A 17,197-nucleotide genomic window follows, 5' to 3' on the forward strand; every position below is an offset into this window, starting at 1 on the left:
CTATAAATATATTAATAATCAGTATGATAGAGATTGATGTACATGGGAATCAGACTCATCAAAGCGGAGAAGAGCCAATTCAAGTTATACGAAAACATTCGCAGCTAGAACAAAAAGTGGCAAATGGTAAGGTTGGCAATTGTGGTGTATTCCTCACCGCTTTTAGCGTCGAATATGAGGATCAAAAAAGGAGCCTTTAATAGCTCCTTCTTTCTTATTGCCCTTCAACAACTAGGCAAAATTTAAAATCCAGCAATGGGTAATAAGTACACTAAAGCGGACCACGCACCTATCCAACCTACAACAACTGCTATATCAAACCAGTCTTGAAACCACATGTTTCCCCCTTTCCTTCTCACATTTTGAGAAATAAAGACTGAAACTTAATCAGCAAGCTTTATGCCATATTATTCATTGTGGCTATGTAATTGTTCCAGCGGTCGGTTATTAAGCAGCTCAGGCTGAGCAGACAGTAGGCCAATAAATGCGTCAGCCATGGAAACATTACTTACGTACCCCTCACCCTTCATTGCAGTTATCGCATCATAGCCTTCTTTACCTTTCATGGTATAGGCAGATGAAGTTCCGCAATAAACTGTTTCACTTTCAACACGTTGCCATTGGTCATCAATAAAAATCTTTAAATCTTTGATACGTTGACCAAAAGGTTTATCTGCGTGATAACGATAACTTAAGTTGTGAGTATAGGGATAGCTTCCCGAACCAGTACCATCAACACCATTGTTTATTGCGTTATTAATAGCGCCTTCAAGTGTGAGTGCGATTGTTTTTCCTTTCACAGAATAAACACCAATTGGCACGGCAAACGGCAACAACTTTCCTGCTATATCGGCAACCGAGAGTTTACCCGGTTGGATTGAAGTTCTTACACCGCCTGCATTGTGAATCGCAAATTGCACCTTATGTCCATGCTCACGCATAGCATGTACAAATGACTGCGCGACTAAGGGCGCGAGTTCACTTGGGCCGTTTTCATCGGGCACACGCACATGTCTCAACGAGTTATGAGCTTCCGCGATCATCTGAGTCTGAAGCTCTCTGACTCTAGGAATATACTTGTTGATCAAAATACCCTGCACATCAGGATCTTTTTTACAGACCACCACATTTGGATGATTGTTTACGTATTCGCAAGCTTCTAGGTGGGTACCATCACTACCTGCTTCACTCATACTTGCATCAATAAACAGACGACGCCCTAGCAGCAATTCATTTCGACCTTCGAAGCTAATCACATTACCTTGTTCATCAAAATCAATTTGGCAATGTCCCAGAGCTAACGCATACAAACCAGACTGAACGACATATGTGTTGTTAATTCGTTGGCCGTACTCTTCCTGAGTTTCTAATCCTAAAGCGCTGAAGTCCCCCTGCAGCACATGGCTATGACCACCAACAATGACACTAATACCATTCACTTGTCGCGCAAGTTCTTTGTCTGAGTCATATCCCAGGTGGCTCAACAGGATAATTTTGTTTATACCCGCCTTATGTATTTGTTCGACCGTATTCTTTGCTGTTTCTAATGCATTCATAAACGGCGTATCGCTATCAGGGTTTGCGATATCAACCATTTTGTCTAATGAAAGACCAAAGATAGCGATGTCGCTACCATCTACGTTTTTGGTAATCCAATTGGCACAACCCAATGTTGGGTCAAACGATTTAACCGATTCGTTATCTGATAAGCGATGTTGCTTGTTTGAACTCTCATTAGAAAGATCCCAGTTTCCGCACAGAAGAGGAAAGTTGGTACGTTTGGCAAAGATAGCGACCGGTTCATTCCCCATATCAAGTTCATGGTTACCTAATGCCATCGCGTCTAGACCAATTGCGTTCAGCATGTCCGCGTTCGCCTTTCCTTTAAATAAGGAAAAGTACAACGTGCCTTGAAAGCAGTCTCCTGCATGCAAAAAGATAAAACCTTTTTCCATACGACGTGCATCTTCGCGCAATTGCTCCACTCGTGTTGCAATACGAGCAAATCCACCAGCACTAACGAAAGGCGTGAGTGTCTTACCATTGATATCTAAAGTTAACTGTAATGACGTAGGTTCAAAATAAGAATGGGTATCGTTGATGTGTGCCAGAGTGATTGACGTTACTTTTTTCGTGTCTTTTCTATTTTTCATATTGTGTGTTCTCTTTACTTTCACTCTAATCCTAGCGCACAGATCATGACAGATTCGTGATAGTAATGAAACGATAATGCAAAGAAAGTTGGGAAGTTTGATATGGACTACATCGCTTGATTTATCAACACTTAAACAGCTTATAGGGTTTATGTGAGGTAACCGTCTGCTTATATTGCAGTTTTACATTATGCTTAAATAAAAATCATAAATAGCCTCTTTTGTAACCGAGGCATGAGGAGTTAGCCGATGCTATTAGAACGTATCGAAATTTCTGGTTTTCGAGGTATTCGTCGCTTATCTCTTTCATTTGATGAATTAACGACCTTGATTGGTGAAAATACATGGGGTAAATCATCTTTACTCGACGCTCTTTCGGTAATGTTACCCGCTTCTTCTGAGCTTTATCAGTTCGAATTACAAGACTTTCATGTAGATTACTCGGTCTCTCATCCACAAACTCAAAATTTACAAATCGTACTGAGCTTTGCCACTACAGACAAAAATGAATACCGCGCGGGTAGATACAGAAAGTTAAAACCTATATGGTGTGAAGACGAAGAAGGTATACATCGCATTATTTATCGCGTTAGCGCTTCTCGAGTTAAATACGATATAACCACTACTTATACTTTTCTCGATTTAAAAGGCAACCCAATTGCTGTCCACCACAGTGAGAAACTGGCTCGCGAATTGATGAGCTTGCATCCTGTCATTAGACTTCGCGACTCACGCCGTTTTATTCGACCATTTGGTAAAATCAACAGTGAAAATGAACGGGTAGAAAAACGCATTGATAATACCTGCCGTCGTCTAATGGCAATTCCCGGCCACGTGAACAAAGGGGAAATGCGAAGCAGTCTAAACGCAATGAATGCTCTGGTTGATCACTACTTTTCCTTTAAAAGTCAGAGCCGAAAGAACCCTCGCTTAGAGCGAGACAGTTTGGTCTATTCAACACCGACCAACGGAAAAAGCTTGAAGCAAATTGTCGGCGAAACAAAAGACAGACAAACACGGCTGTTATTCTTAGGGCTTCTCAATGCCTACCTGCAAGCAAAAGGACCACAAGATATTCGGCGCTGTGCAAGACCTATATTGATCGTCGAAGATCCAGAAGGCCGTTTGCACCCTACACATCTGGCTCGGGCATGGAGCTTACTCGAACTGTTACCAATGCAAAAAATATTAACCACCAATAGTGGTGAACTATTAGGTTCTGTTCCCATTCATTCAATTCGCCGATTGGTACGTAAATCTGACAAAACTATTGCCACTTCAATGCCAATAAAAGGATTTGGTCAAGACGAACTTAGACGAATTGGTTTCCATATCCGCTTCCATCGTACTGGCGCTCTTTTTGCTCGTTGCTGGCTATTAGTCGAAGGTGAAACAGAAGTTTGGTTGTTCAGCGAACTGGCAAGACAATGCGGTTATAACTTAGCAGCTGAAGGTGTTCAGATTATTGAATTCGCACAATCGGGGCTCAAGTCTTTGATAAAGGTTGCCAAATCATTTGGTATAGATTGGCATGTGGTTACTGATGGCGATTCAGCAGGGAAAAAGTACTCTGCAACGGTTATCAATATGCTAGGGCATGATCAACAAAGGCACCGTTTAACAGAGCTACCAGACAAAGACATTGAACACTTTCTTTACTCACACGGCTTTGAATTTTTCTTTAAAGACATGGTAAAGATCCCGCATGATCAACCTATTCCTGCAAAGAAAGTGGTCACAAGAGTGCTCAAGAAACACGCTAAACCGGATCTAGCACTAGCCATTGTTTCTCATTGTGAAGCTGGTGGCGTGGAATGTATCCCAGTGCTTCTTCGTTGGACGTTAAAGCGCGTAATTACCATGGCCAATGGTAATACCTGACGCTCTATTTCTTGGCACAACTGAACATCAGCAAAAAAGGCATACTGTGAGGTATGCCTTTTTTGCTATTAATAAATTATTCAAATGACAATTGAAGATAAATATAAGAAATATTGATATTAAATATCATTTATTGAGCATGTTCATTTATCACTGATTGCTGAAGGGATTTCTCTGCTGATGCACGCTTGTGTAGCCATAAGCCACTTGCTTTCATTGAAAAGCCAAACGCACCACCAAGCAATAATGATGGGATCACTATTTGCCATTCACCATTTGCTGCAAACGTGGCACAACAGCCAATAAATGTTCCGGGGATATAACTAAGCCACTGTTTTTTCGCTTGAATACACATCAAGAATGACACGATGCCAGTCAATACGTACCCCAGAATTTCGATAGACATATACTGAGCGCCACTGATAATGACCATCGCCCAGAATACACCTGTTAGGTTCGTAGCATAACTTTCCAGTAAGCCGCGAACACCGTCTTTAGGTGCAGCGAAGTAACTCGTGCAGCCTAGAAATCCAGCCCAAGAGAGTAAACCGAATGAAACGGCTACCCATCCCCATATGCCAGAAAGGATACCTGTAGTGATTGCGATTGCTAGAAGTGTGCTCATCATACCCTCTAAGAAGCGGTTTTTGCGTGTTAACCGCATCAGTGAATTGAGCATAGATGTTAAAGGTAGTTGCACCACCTTAAAGTGATTTAAATCACATTTAAAATGTACATTTTAATATCGTTACACATATTTAGTGACGCAAACGATAAATCAACGCAAACAGTTATAAACATTCTTATAGCTGATAGCATCGCGTTTCAGAGATAAGGCATGGCCTAAAAATTGAGTCTTTTATAGGTAAAGCGATCGCCCTTTCATCATTCTAAAGCCTTCGCGCATTATGCATTCTGCTAAAGGATTTTCAGCCATGTCTGCTCGCCAAATAAATGAAAGTGTTCTCTCCATATTTAGCTCAGGCACATTTAACGCAACCAGTTTGCCCATTTCAATGTATCGTTCTACATCCAAATAAGGCAGACAGGTAAGATAAGGACCATTAGCAACGAGACTACGAAGAACTGGCACATGTTCATATTCTCGCCACACATCCAGATCTTCTACCAAATGGTGAATAGAACTATCAAAAGTTTTTCTAGTGCCTGAACCTCTTTCTCGCAGAACCCATTTAGCTTGTTCCAGTTGAGCTAGACTTACAGTGGCGCGCTTTGCGAAAGGATGGTGCGAAGAAGCGATGACGGTTAGGTGATCCCTACACCACTCTTCCTGATGAATGCGGTTATCATCACTGCGTCCTTCAATGATGCCTAAATCAAATTTGTAGTCCAATACGCCTTCAATAACGGCTCGGGTACTTTTTACACTCAGATCAATTCGGATCTCTGGAAAGTCGTTATCAATAATACTGATGAGATCTGGTACCAAGTGTTCTGCGGGTGTTTGACTGGCTCCGATAGAAATCTCACCGCTGACTAATTGCTGATCGTAAAAGCCCATTTCAATCTGCTGAGCATCTTGCAACAAACGCTTAGCCTTAGGGCGAAGCCACATCCCCCAGTGTGTTAAAGCCATCTGTTTGCCTTGACGTTCAAAGAGCGGACGACCAAGCATTTTTTCCAGCTGTGCCAATGACATACTTGTTGCAGACTGAGTTAAAGCCAATTTCTCTGCAGCAACACTGACACTGCCAGTGTCAGCAACAGCATCAAATACAGCCAACTGTTTCAGTGAATATCTCATCGCACTCTTTCTCCTTTTACCAAATCCTCGGCTCTTCTATGAGCATACGGTTGCATTCTACCGACTAAACACAGCATATCAACATAATTGATAGAGGCTTTTAATATTATCAATTTTACTTAGTGAAAGTCAGAACGCTAACCTAGTTATGAATCAGCACATAAGGTGTTGTTTTTTAATAAGGAGTATCACGATGGATATCTATTGGGAGACCAGATATGGCAGTCACTGAGTCTTACAATCAACATTATTTTTCGCCGAAAGAAATGATGGCGGAAGCTGAGAAATTTGCATTAGGTAAAGCTCAAAAATCAAGCGGGATGACCATAAGTCTTGCCATTATGGCGGGAGCTTTTATTGGGCTAGCATTCTTGTTTTACATCACTGTAACCACAGGTAATGCAAACGCTGAATGGGGACTTAACCGCTTTGTTGGCGGATTAGCATTCAGTATGGGTTTAATACTGATTGTTATCTGCGGTGGTGAACTGTTTACCAGCTCTGTGTTATCTAGCATCTCGTGGGCTAACAGACAGATTAGCTTCAGCAAAATGCTTGCTGTTTGGGGAAAGGTTTACATTGGGAACTTTATAGGTGCAATGTTTTTGCTTCTATTAGTTTCGGCAGCAGGTCTATATCAACTAGACCATGGTCAATGGGGTTTGAACGCCCTCAACATTGCCCAACACAAACTGCACCATACAACCCTGCAAGCTTTTTCTCTAGGTGTTTTGTGTAACCTACTCGTTTGCCTAGCTATATGGTTAACCTTCAGTTCGGCAAATGCGATGACCAAAGCCGCGATGACCATTATGCCTGTCGCAATGTTTGTATCGAGTGGCTTTGAGCACTGTGTTGCTAACATGTTCATGGTTCCATTAGGCATAGTGATACAAAACTTCGCTCCCGATTCATTTTGGCAACAAGTCGGCGTTAGTTCCGCTGCGTATGCCGATCTCAACATACTGCATTTTGTAACGGCTAACTTAATCCCCGTTACTCTGGGCAACATCGTTGGCGGCGCAGTTTTAGTTGGATTAGCGAACTGGTCTATTTATAGCCGACCAAAACTCATTTCAGCTCAAGTTTCATCAATTACACAAACAACACCCATTTCATCAGTTAAGGATACAGCCATGAAAACTACAATTACTATGAAAGATATTATGGATCCAAATCCTCTAGTTATCAGTGCAGACATGCCTGTTCAGGCAGCTATCGATAATCTGCTAGATCATCAAGTAAATGTAGCGGCTGTGGTTAATTTGGATAACCGTTTAGTGGGTATTTTCTCTGCTCATGATGTGATGGTTGAACTTTGGTGTCAGAATTACATTCCAGCCAAGGATCAAAAAGTCGTCGACCTAATGTCGCGTGATGTTATCGCCATAGATGTCAATGACAAACTGGTTGATGTTGCAGAGTTTCTTTGCATCGACAGAGAACAGCTTTATCCAACAACAAGCATGGGTATTGCGACACGTCTAACGACTTTGTCAGTTGAAGAAAGAGCTAAGAGCATGAAAGTACAAAAGCCACACCAACTACCCGTACTCGATAATGGACATTTTGTTGGAATGGTTAATCGTCACCACGTGTTACAAGCTCTTCGTCCAGTATATGGTGAGCGACTAACGGTTGTTGAAGAGAAGCAGCTAGAACGAGCTTAACAGCAAATAACATAACAAAAACTTCAGTTGGTATAAAAACAAAGCCCCTGAAAACAGGGGCTTCATTCAATCAGATAAACAAATTACTTCTTAACACCTTCAATATGGAGTTCCATATCTACGTAGCTTGAAGGGCCCATCACAGCGATATCGAAGTCTTTGAGTTCAAGACGTGTAGAACCTTCAAAACCAGCTCTTTCACCGCCCCACGGATCTTGACCAGCACCGATGAACTCAGCATCAATAGTAATGCTCTTAGTGTGACCATGTAACGTCAAGTCACCCACTACATCCAATTTACCTTCGCCTTTGTCGACAACCTTAGTGCTCTTAAATGTAGCAGTGCTAAATTTTGCCGCATCGATGAAGTCTGCACTGCGGATATGCTTGTCACGCTCCGCGTGGTTTGAATCCAAGCTTGTAGTATCAACATTCACCTGAACAGAAGATGCGTTAATGTTTTTTGGGTCAAAAGAGAATTCTCCATCAAACTTATTAAAGCGTCCTTTGATAAAGCTATAACCTAGGTGGCTCACTTTGAAACTGATAGAAGCATGAGCTCCCTTTGAATCAATCACATAATCCGCTGCGCTTGCACCAAAAGATGCAATCATGCTTGCAGCTAATCCAACTGCTAATAACGTTTTCTTCATTACGATACTCCTATCATTTTGCGTAGCGTATTATCTTTACTAATAAAGTGGTGTTTAAATGCTGCAAGTGCATGTAGCACAGCAACGACTATTAAGGCCCAAGCTGCGTAGAGATGTACTAAACCTGCTAAGTCAGCCTGCCCCTCAAAAAGAGCGCCCGCTCCCGGCACGGTAAACCAATTAAAAACGTCAATACCGCGACCATCTTCGGTTGAAATTAAGTATCCAGATACAAACAGAACCAACAGATCAAAATAGATAAATAAATGGGCAACTTTAGCCACCAATTTTTCTAGTGGTGAACCTTCCACCCCTGGTGACACCGTCACAATCTTCCAAACTACACGAAACAATGTGAGTCCTGCTAGCAGCAATCCAACAGACTTATGCCAGTGAGGCGCTGTTCTATACCAAGTACTGTAGTAAGAAAGATCCGTCATCCAAAGACCGACAGCAAACATTCCAATAATCACCACCGCAGAAATCCAGTGGATAAATCGCGTCACCGCGTTGTAGTGTGTAACTTCGGAACTCATACCTACTTTCTCTCATTACTATTGTTGATAGCATCATCCAATAAAACGGTAGCACTGGATACATAGCGTTAACAGAGTATTTACCAATATTTACCTTGCCGCTAGCCATGCAGATTGAAGAACTTGTTCAAAAAAATTGAATAATTAAAAAAACCAGAATAACTAGAAACGTTTAATATTCGCTAATTTTTTCAATCTGATAGAGCTCATCAGCGATATCAAACATCTTTCTTTCAACAACAGATTGAGCATCTGACAAGCCTTTATTGTAATAAACTGGACCGATCTTATTTGTAACAAACTCTAACAAGAACCAAGCATCAAACTGCTCTAGTTCAATATTCAATTCATCCGCACAGTATTTTTGTAGAGCTTCGGTGAGGCCCTCTTTCTGTTGTTGAGTAAATTCAATATCACTCATTTTTATCTCCCGAAATGAAATTAGGCGCTTATTATACCCAACTAGAATCATGATTTTCACGGCAACAGCGTTGTTGTAGAAAAGTAGGCAATCAGAGAAAGATAATTTTCAAAATTTGGTGATGTAAAACCATCTTTTATCATTAGTGACAAGATGTAACTGTGATAATCTAACTGAGCTTAAATTATGGAGAATAAGTAATTGTTACTGGACCTGGTCACACAAAGCGTCAATGAATTTCAAACTGATTGCTTGAGATTGTGTGAGAAGCACTATCCTACTATTCACAACAAGGGAATGAGTGAGCACCATTTAGGTTTGGCTTTCGCTCGTCGTTTGTCGCGCACATTAACGGAATATGGTCACGCCTGCGATTATGATTCGATTGAATCCACTCACCATACCGATATGCCCCACCACTTCAGTGTAACCTGTGAAATGGGAACGGTTTGGATACTTACTCATCATTTGGTCAGTGCTGGTAAGACATGCCGAGACAAGCTAATGAGGGACATTTCGCAGTGGAAGCAAGAATATGCTTATGCAATTCAACCCAACGATCTTCTTATTCTTCTAACGGACCATTGGATTAGTAAAAGCCAAAAAAGTCGCGAGCTGCTTCACTGGTGGACTGGACAGTTACCTGACGAAATTGATGAATACAGTGCGCAAGGCATCACACTTTACGAGAGCGATTCACTTTTAACTCAAGCGTTAGAAGCTCGATATCAGATCAGCCCTTGCTACATTAAGTTTGGACACCCTTTAAAACATTCCAAAAATCAGCAACTCGTAAGAAAATACATACAACTATACGCCGTACTGCAATGGGGATAGTGCTTCCCCATTTGTCTTAAACCTAACCTTTCAATATTTCTCCCGCTGTCACTTTTTCTACATATTTCTGACTCATAGTAAATCAAAACCTAACTGTTAAGTTTATTGTGAAAAGCCTAAAGCGCTACCAGTACGAAAGATATGCAGTGCTATGTAATCTCGCTTATCCAAGAATATTCAAACAGACCAACTACGGGTTTGACCCAAACGGACAACGTATTGTCTACAACCGTTTTGGCAAAGTCATGATGAGGGTGCTTTGGAGTAAGAAAAGCGAAGAAGTCATCGTCGTCATCAAAGGATCACACTCGCTTTGGGATTGGTTGTTGAACTTGGGAATGTGGCAAATTACATCTAAGACACTTCGCACCAATTACCCTATTCACGCCGGCTACTCATACTTGATATTGCAAGAGAGTCGACCTGGCTATAACACCGATAAGCTCGGCGCTTCCGTTTACGAACGATTGTTAAGCTATATTGTGCCTCTGATAGAGCTAGGGAAAAAAGTTACCTTCACTGGCCATTCTTCAGGTGGAGCCATAGGTACTGTTCTGGCAGACTTAGTTGAGAAGAAATATCCAAAATCAATAAAAAGAGTAGTGACATTTGGTCAACCCGCAATTGGTGGTTATCAATTTAAAAAACAATACTCTCTCTCTCACAAAACATACCGTGTATGTTGCGACCTCGATATCGTCACATTTTTACCACCCTTGCCATTTTACTATTGGCACGTAGGGAAATTATTGTGGCTACACAACGAAAGAGTTTATGAAAATACACCGACGTTAATAAGATTAGGGAAAAGTATTGTGTCGTGGGCTATAAGACCATTTTCATATCATTTAATGAGTCGATATATTCGCAATAAAGACTTTTTTGATGATCGTTAAAAATATTAAATAAACACTGATTTTTTAAGATCATTTTAAAATTCCAATAAAATTTAGATCATAAAGAAAGCTTCAGAATATAGCTCTTAAATACGTCAGTATTGAAGGTAATCTAGTACAAAGGTCATGCTAAGACAGTACACCAAAGAGATTCGACTTTTTCTTAGCCATCTGCCAGAAAGGATGATCGTTCATAGGATCTTTATTTAGATCTTTCGCTATTTATGATCGTAATATTAAAGATTGACAGAATATGAATATCGTCAATACTATGACGTGAATCAAAACAATTTGACGCATGGATGCGTAGATTAAATATTATTTTTTGGGATATAGCGGATTCTATGATTCTTATTAATAAACACCAATACGATAAATACATTCGTTTCGATAACACGGGACAATATGTAGCTCATTATAAAAACATGATGCTACGGAGTGTATTTCAACCGATATTTTCTAGAGAGAAAAGAATCGTTGGTGTTGAAGCCTTGGTTAGAATATATACAAATGGTCACAGACAAATTCGCCCTGACTTATTTTTTTATTCGGATCAATATAACCAAGTCGATCAAATTAACGTCGAATTATTGAGCAGAGCAATTCACATAAGAAATTTTGCAAACTCTCCTTTCAAAAATATCAGGTTATTTCTAAATCTATTACCTTCTGTTGGCCAATATCTTGTTCAAAATGAAAGCTTCTCCTGCCGATTATCAAATCGTATTAATGATCTCAATCTCCGACGCCCACAGATAGTAATGGAAATTGTTGAACAACACTCAGATGATAATGAACTGTTAAAAGAAGCGACTCAAACCTTATCCAATTATGGTTTTCACATTGCTGTCGATGACTACGGCTCACAAGCTTCTAACTCTGAACGAGTTGATCTTATTTCGCCTGATATCATCAAATTTGATCGCACTCTTCTGAAGAAATATATGATCGGTGATACATCACCACTGCTTGATGCTATTAAAGTCGCGCAGAATGCCAACGCGAAAACTGTAGTGGAAGGAATTGAAACCGAACAGCAGTTTGAAGCGATGAAAGCCCTGAATCTTAATATGTATCAGGGTTATTTCCTTGGCACCCCAGAACGTGTGATGCCAAGAGTACAACTAGCGTGTGGCTAAACACAGTGTTATTTAGCGTAGCCACTACTGCCTAAGCGGTTTTCTGCCAGTCATAGTCCATTTGTCGCGCAGTCTTCACAGCTAAGTCCATTGACGCTAGTTCCGACACCAAGAACAAACTCATATCGATACCTGCCGAAATACCAGCAGATGCAACCATGTTGCCATGCTTCACCCAACGCACATTTTCCTGCACATCCAGTTCTGGAAACTCACGCCTTAGATCCGCGATATCCTCCCAATGAGTGGTTACTGAATGGTCAACCGTCACACCCGCTTTTGCCAATAAAAATGCACCAGTACAGACAGAAGCAACGATTTTTGACTCTGCTGCATACTGCTTAATCCAGTTGATAACATTTGGTTTTCTCAGCTCTTCAGTATGAACACCACCGACAACGATAAGAAGATCTATATTTGGAACCGTGTCAAACGAGAAATGAGGATTGACCTCAAAGCCTCCACGAACTTTCACCAAGTTCGACTTTTCTGCAAACAAAAACACATTCCAATCGTTGTTCGCTAATCTCTTAGCCGTGCTAAACACCTCAAACGGTCCGGAAAAATCCAAGACTTCGGCATCATCATAAATGTATATCCCTATGTTCATTCTCATTCCTTAGTAAACAATCTGCGTGACGACTTCAGTTTTCACAGAGTTAGCAATGAAGCAGTTGTCATGTGCCTGATGGTGCATTTTTTCTAGTACTTCATGACTTGGGATATTGTCACCAACAAAAGTGACCTTTGGACGCAGAATTACTTTTGTCATAGATTCTTTGTTGTGTTCATTAAGCTCAAGCACACCTTCTGCATCATCAATATACTCATCGATGACGTAACGTTTTTTGGCGGCAATAGAAAGGAAAACAAGCATATGGCAGCTTGATAATGCAGCGACAAAGGCCTCTTCTGGATCAACATTTGCTTCCACCGAATAAGGCAAAGGAACAACACTTGGCGAAGGAGACGCAGGAACGGTGACACCACCATCAAATTCCCACACGTGTGCGCGGCTATATTTATTGTCGCTAAACACTTCGCCATCCCTACGAAACCACGAAACTTTAGTAGTATGCTTCGACATAAATACTCCCTTTTATCGATAAATAGTAAAACTAGAGGTCAGCAAAAAACCTCAAACATAGCTTTAAATTCAATTATTTACTTAAATCACCACAAGGCGGGACGCAGCTTTTCAATTCCCATTTTTGCTGCTCTTCAGTTAAGGAGACCTTTTGTCTGGCTTTAATATCGCTCCATGAAATGCCATTTTCTAGCCCGTTAACTCTCTGCTCGAACTTAATACATGCTCTTTCAAGAATACTTTCTAATTGAATTTCAGTCTCAGATTCTAATGCGAGGAGAAGGTTTAGATAGTCCCAAAGCAAATCCCCCAGCTCTTGCTCTAAATAGCAGCGACGATTAAGAGGGATTTCTTCCAATACTTCATCAAGTTCAGTACGCATCTCGTTTAAATATGTCTTAGATCCGTTGAACCAATCACTGGAGGTATCAATGACACTTTTACGCCTTGCAATACTCAGCAACTGCTCAACGTACATAGACGTCATCGGCGTTAGTTTATCCATCATTTCCCTATTGACTGTAATTGAGGATCCTTCCTCAACTTGATTTCTGACTAAACTAATTCTTGTTCATTAGTTTTTCAGCCACGTTACCGCATCGCTATAACTTTCGAAATATTTAATTTCACCAGAAACAAACCAGTTACCAATTTTTGCCGAGACTTCCTGCCAATCTCGATTGCCATACAAGGCGATCTTGTCAAAATCAGAGCCATGTTTTAATCCAAGTTTAAAATCATCCCAAGCAGCTCTTAACTCCCACCCTTTGAGCTCTGTGGCATCGAAAAGTACTTTTACTTTGGGTTGGTTCACTTTGATCAACGCAGCATCAATCATTGGTGAGATAACTTGATAATCGTCATGAGTTAAACGACCAACAGCCTTGATCGAAACAAAAAACTCATTACCAATTCTGTCTAGCCCTATCGATAAACCATGTCTTTCAATACTCATAAGTCCTCCTAAACATTTAATCTAGGAATAAGCGTTAAATATCACTAAGCAATATTCAACACATAGTCATTTAATAGATTAGTTAACAATCGAAGGAATGAGTTGAGCGTTAATCACTTTTTGAACAAACAGTTGTTTTACATCAATTGAGATTAACGCTCAGGCAAGATTGTCACTGCGGCAAATTGATTGCAGACATCAAGATTGGAAAGGTTGATAATACTTACTTAACAACTCAATAGAATACTTCGCCAGTACGAACATCCAGGTAAATCTTGTCTGCTAACTTAAGTCCGCCACAGTAAATGAAATAGACATCGCGATCAGCATATTTGGTCGACTTTACCCATCCGCCAAGCTCTTCAAAGTCAGCGGGTGAGCAGCTTCCATCATTGAGTAGTTTGTCTGTTGTCTTTAAGAACATTTCTTCGAACTGTACAAGATCATCTGAAGCGGCGATGTAGCCTTGAATTGTCTTCTTCCGTTCTTCAGCAGTAATGACTGGTGCTTGTTCTACGAGTCCATCCAAAGGAATCCACTCTGCGATTTCTGGCCCACCCTGTTCATAAACAAAGTATGCGGACACACGACCCCAACCGTTTTTCTTTTCCAATAGACGAACTTTTTCACCTTTGTAGAGATAACGTTGAACAAAGGCATCTAAATTTGCCGCTTCTCGAATTCCAAGCTTTTCAACGTCAACATAGAATTCCATATTCTCTGGCTTTAAATCCGCAATGCTTTGAGGTTTCACTTCCTCTGTTTTATCTGCTTTGTCATCGACGGTAGCCGTTTGGTTAGCCAGTTCCTGTTGAGGTTTGTAGTAAAACAGGTAGTAACCTGCACCGGCACCAGCAATTCCTATAAGCAAAAAAACAACCATCAGCAATTTTTTCATTTGTATACGCCATACCTTATGGTTTGAACCTAGAGGATTCTCAATACTTTCTTTTCTTTAACTACAATAATACTAGTCATGGTGATTATTTAACCACCGCTAGGATTACCACTCTAGTGAGTACATTAGCATTCAACAATGAAACTATCTAAAACGCACTTGATCTCTATAACGACCATTTTCTTGATAACTTTATCTTGGCTTACCCAAGCGAGCCAGTGTAATGAGCAAGAATGGAACAAAGCGCTTGTTTCTCAACAAGAATTAGATCGTAAGTACAATTTGTTAGCGTCTAAATACAACATGTGGTTACCTAGTTTTCATCAGTCTATTTTTCTCCATCTAGAGTTTTCGAACGAAGAACTCACTTATCTATGGGCTAAAAACGCAAATCATTTTCGAGACAAGATCGATAGACAGATCGAAGCTGCTTTGGAATCACGGCAGATGATCAGTTCTCTAACCCCATACTTAGACGAGATCAATGAAGATGTAGCTGAGCAGATTTCTGCATGGAATAGAATCGGCCAAGACTGTGAAATAGATAGGTTAATAACAAATGAAGTGGCAGCTCAACACTACATGCAGTCGAATAAACGCCTAACACAGGAGTTAACTAACTTTAAACAGCAACTGAACACGATGAGGGATTACTACGATAGAGAAATTTTAGTCTTGCAAAATATAACGCTCCCTATATCACCATAAGCACTGCCATACATAAGATTTACATTGTAAACTCAACTATCTATTAGGGACTTAGTTAATAGCGACAATAGTGAACTTTTTATAGGCTATAAATTGCACCATTTAAAGGCTAAATAATCACATCCTTTGCATCACTTTAGTGCATTAGTGTTTTCTCATATAAATAACCCAAGAAAAGACAGGGTATTCAACTTTGGCTCGAAACTTGTACTACTCTCTAAAAAGTGAAAATGAATTGCACATATTTAGGGAGAAATAAGATGCAAGACACCTTAGCGGTAATACTAGCTGGCGGTATGGGTTCACGTTTATCCCCCCTTACTGACGATCGTGCCAAACCCGCAGTACCTTTTGGCGGCAAGTATCGAATTATTGATTTTACCTTAACCAACTGCCTACATTCCGGACTGCGTCGAATCCTAGTATTGACTCAATACAAGTCCCATTCCTTACAAAAGCATTTGAGAGATGGCTGGTCTATTTTCAATCCTGAATTGGGTGAATTTATCACGGTTGTTCCCCCACAAATGCGAAAGGGTGGAAAATGGTATGAAGGTACAGCGGACGCTCTATTCCACAACATGTGGTTACTTTCACGTAGCGACGCTGAACACGTCGTCGTGCTTTCTGGCGATCATATCTATCGTATGGACTATGCAGCCATGCTTGAAGAACATAAGGCTAAGGGCGCGAAACTGACCATTGCTTGCATGGAAGTTCCAAGAGAACAAGCGTCAGCATTTGGTGTCATGAGCGTTGATGACGAGAACCACATCACTTCGTTTGTCGAAAAACCCAACGATCCACCTTCAATGCCAAATAGCCCCAATTCTAGTCTTGTTTCTATGGGGATATACATTTTCTCTATGGATGTACTTAAACAAGCGCTGCATGAAGACTCAGAAGTCGAAGCTTCTACGCACGACTTTGGTAAAGATATCATTCCCAAACTCATTGAAGGGCACAGCGTCTATGCGTATGAATTCTGTAACGAGAAAGGACGTGTTGATCGAGATTGTTATTGGAGAGACGTGGGTACAATAGATTCTTTTTATGAGGCTAATATGGATCTTCTAGAGCCGATTCCTCCGATGAACCTTTATCAAAAGAACTGGGCGATTAGGACTTATGAGCCACAACTTCCACCAGCGAGAACCGTCTCTTCGGCAACGGGCAATGAGGGTATTTTCATCAACTCCATCATTTCTAATGGAGTGATCAATTCGGGTGGTTCAGTTCATCACTCAATTATTTCGGGAAGTGTTGTTATCAATGACAGTGCCACTGTTGTCGATAGTATCTTATTTGATGATGTAGAAGTTGGAGAAGGATGTCAGCTTGTAAACTGCATTATTGATAAGCACGTGAAAATCCCGCCCAATACACAGATTGGATTAGATCATAAGGAAGATGCCAAACACTTCAAAATTTCAGAGAAAGGCATCGTTGTCGTCCCTGAGAGTTACAAGTTTAGTAACCGTTAACTTTTCCCATCTCTACAAAACTAGCTGGCTGTTAGACACAATATCTAGCTAGTTTTGTGATTAATCCTCATGATTTTTCCATTCAAAACTCTGCTACTTAATAAGATTTATCAA

The 17,197-nt window shown here is 40.6% G+C and carries 19 protein-coding genes; 8 read left to right on the plus strand and 11 right to left on the minus strand.

The annotated features are described in order from the left end of the window. A partial coding sequence (locus tag ACRQQK_RS10350; RefSeq protein ID WP_457511300.1) for a hypothetical protein occupies nucleotides 1–200 on the plus strand: 200 nt, incomplete at its 5' end. A 207-nt stretch (nucleotides 201–407) separates the two neighbouring features. Here ACRQQK_RS10350 and ACRQQK_RS10355 read toward each other — a convergent pair. After that, nucleotides 408–2,153 carry a bifunctional metallophosphatase/5'-nucleotidase gene (locus ACRQQK_RS10355; RefSeq protein ID WP_457511301.1) on the minus strand — a complete coding sequence of 582 codons (1,746 nt, stop codon included), beginning with the start codon at nucleotides 2,151–2,153 and terminating at the stop codon, nucleotides 408–410. Nucleotides 2,154–2,402: 249 nt separating this feature from the next. Here ACRQQK_RS10355 and ACRQQK_RS10360 point away from each other — a divergent pair, with 249 nt between their 5' ends. Continuing rightward, complete coding sequence (locus ACRQQK_RS10360; protein WP_457511302.1) at nucleotides 2,403–4,034, plus strand: ATP-dependent endonuclease; 1,632 nt, start codon at nucleotides 2,403–2,405, stop codon at nucleotides 4,032–4,034. A gap of 130 nt (nucleotides 4,035–4,164) precedes the next feature. On the opposite strand, the gene ACRQQK_RS10365 is transcribed toward ACRQQK_RS10360, so the two are convergent. Both ACRQQK_RS10365 and ACRQQK_RS10370 read right to left on the minus strand, forming a co-directional pair. Then, nucleotides 4,165–4,659 (minus strand): DUF1097 domain-containing protein, encoded by a 495-nt coding sequence (locus tag ACRQQK_RS10365; protein ID WP_457511303.1) that lies wholly within the window; start codon nucleotides 4,657–4,659, stop codon nucleotides 4,165–4,167. Between the two features lie 234 nt (nucleotides 4,660–4,893). Then, the gene (locus ACRQQK_RS10370; protein ID WP_457511304.1) at nucleotides 4,894–5,799 is read right to left on the minus strand and encodes a LysR substrate-binding domain-containing protein; all 906 of its coding nucleotides are present in this window, start codon (nucleotides 5,797–5,799) and stop codon (nucleotides 4,894–4,896) included. A gap of 218 nt (nucleotides 5,800–6,017) precedes the next feature. Between ACRQQK_RS10370 and focA the strand changes: the two genes are divergently transcribed. Next, the gene (gene focA, locus ACRQQK_RS10375) at nucleotides 6,018–7,469 is read left to right on the plus strand and encodes a formate transporter FocA (protein ID WP_457511305.1); all 1,452 of its coding nucleotides are present in this window, start codon (nucleotides 6,018–6,020) and stop codon (nucleotides 7,467–7,469) included. Between the two features lie 83 nt (nucleotides 7,470–7,552). Here the strand turns inward: focA and ACRQQK_RS10380 are convergent, their stop codons facing one another. From ACRQQK_RS10380 to ACRQQK_RS10390, 3 genes are all read right to left on the minus strand, one after another. After that, nucleotides 7,553–8,122, minus strand: coding sequence for a YceI family protein (locus ACRQQK_RS10380; protein ID WP_457511306.1), 570 nt, complete (start codon nucleotides 8,120–8,122; stop codon nucleotides 7,553–7,555). Next, complete coding sequence (locus ACRQQK_RS10385; protein WP_457511307.1) at nucleotides 8,122–8,658, minus strand: cytochrome b; 537 nt, start codon at nucleotides 8,656–8,658, stop codon at nucleotides 8,122–8,124. The genes ACRQQK_RS10380 and ACRQQK_RS10385 overlap by 1 nt, the downstream gene beginning before the upstream one ends. A 172-nt stretch (nucleotides 8,659–8,830) precedes the next feature. Further along, nucleotides 8,831–9,079 (minus strand): DUF2164 domain-containing protein, encoded by a 249-nt coding sequence (locus ACRQQK_RS10390; protein ID WP_457511308.1) that lies wholly within the window; start codon nucleotides 9,077–9,079, stop codon nucleotides 8,831–8,833. A 201-nt stretch (nucleotides 9,080–9,280) separates the two neighbouring features. Between ACRQQK_RS10390 and ACRQQK_RS10395 the strand changes: the two genes are divergently transcribed. The 3 genes from ACRQQK_RS10395 to ACRQQK_RS10405 all read left to right on the plus strand — a co-directional run bounded on the left by ACRQQK_RS10395 (nucleotide 9,281) and on the right by ACRQQK_RS10405 (nucleotide 11,951). After that, nucleotides 9,281–9,916, plus strand: a complete 636-nt coding sequence (locus ACRQQK_RS10395) for a hypothetical protein (protein WP_457511309.1) — start codon at nucleotides 9,281–9,283, stop codon at nucleotides 9,914–9,916. 107 nt (nucleotides 9,917–10,023) lie between these two features. Next, nucleotides 10,024–10,812 (plus strand): lipase family protein, encoded by a 789-nt coding sequence (locus ACRQQK_RS10400; RefSeq protein ID WP_457511310.1) that lies wholly within the window; start codon nucleotides 10,024–10,026, stop codon nucleotides 10,810–10,812. Between the two features lie 302 nt (nucleotides 10,813–11,114). After that, the gene (locus tag ACRQQK_RS10405; protein WP_457511311.1) at nucleotides 11,115–11,951 is read left to right on the plus strand and encodes an EAL domain-containing protein; all 837 of its coding nucleotides are present in this window, start codon (nucleotides 11,115–11,117) and stop codon (nucleotides 11,949–11,951) included. A gap of 31 nt (nucleotides 11,952–11,982) precedes the next feature. On the opposite strand, the gene ACRQQK_RS10410 is transcribed toward ACRQQK_RS10405, so the two are convergent. The 5 genes from ACRQQK_RS10410 to ACRQQK_RS10430 form a co-directional block, all read right to left on the minus strand. Then, nucleotides 11,983–12,561, minus strand: a complete 579-nt coding sequence (locus tag ACRQQK_RS10410) for a DJ-1/PfpI family protein (RefSeq protein WP_457511312.1) — start codon at nucleotides 12,559–12,561, stop codon at nucleotides 11,983–11,985. Nucleotides 12,562–12,570: 9 nt separating this feature from the next. After that, the gene (locus ACRQQK_RS10415) at nucleotides 12,571–13,038 is read right to left on the minus strand and encodes an OsmC family protein (RefSeq protein ID WP_457511313.1); all 468 of its coding nucleotides are present in this window, start codon (nucleotides 13,036–13,038) and stop codon (nucleotides 12,571–12,573) included. A 73-nt stretch (nucleotides 13,039–13,111) separates the two neighbouring features. Continuing rightward, nucleotides 13,112–13,543 (minus strand): MazG nucleotide pyrophosphohydrolase domain-containing protein, encoded by a 432-nt coding sequence (locus ACRQQK_RS10420; RefSeq protein ID WP_457511314.1) that lies wholly within the window; start codon nucleotides 13,541–13,543, stop codon nucleotides 13,112–13,114. A gap of 69 nt (nucleotides 13,544–13,612) precedes the next feature. Next, nucleotides 13,613–13,993, minus strand: coding sequence for an STAS/SEC14 domain-containing protein (locus tag ACRQQK_RS10425; protein ID WP_457511315.1), 381 nt, complete (start codon nucleotides 13,991–13,993; stop codon nucleotides 13,613–13,615). Nucleotides 13,994–14,228: 235 nt separating this feature from the next. Beyond that, nucleotides 14,229–14,891, minus strand: a complete 663-nt coding sequence (locus ACRQQK_RS10430) for a hypothetical protein (protein ID WP_457511316.1) — start codon at nucleotides 14,889–14,891, stop codon at nucleotides 14,229–14,231. Between the two features lie 138 nt (nucleotides 14,892–15,029). Here ACRQQK_RS10430 and ACRQQK_RS10435 point away from each other — a divergent pair, with 138 nt between their 5' ends. Together ACRQQK_RS10435 and glgC are read left to right on the plus strand one after the other, a co-directional pair. Then, a complete protein-coding gene (locus ACRQQK_RS10435; protein WP_457511317.1) occupies nucleotides 15,030–15,599 on the plus strand; it encodes a hypothetical protein in 570 nt (189 codons plus the stop codon). Nucleotides 15,600–15,829: 230 nt separating this feature from the next. Then, entirely contained in the window at nucleotides 15,830–17,083 is a 1,254-nt protein-coding gene (glgC, locus tag ACRQQK_RS10440; RefSeq protein WP_457511318.1) for a glucose-1-phosphate adenylyltransferase, read from the plus strand. The last annotated feature ends 114 nt before the right edge of the window (nucleotides 17,084–17,197 follow it).

It is taken from the genome of Vibrio sp. C8 (assembly GCF_054051265.1).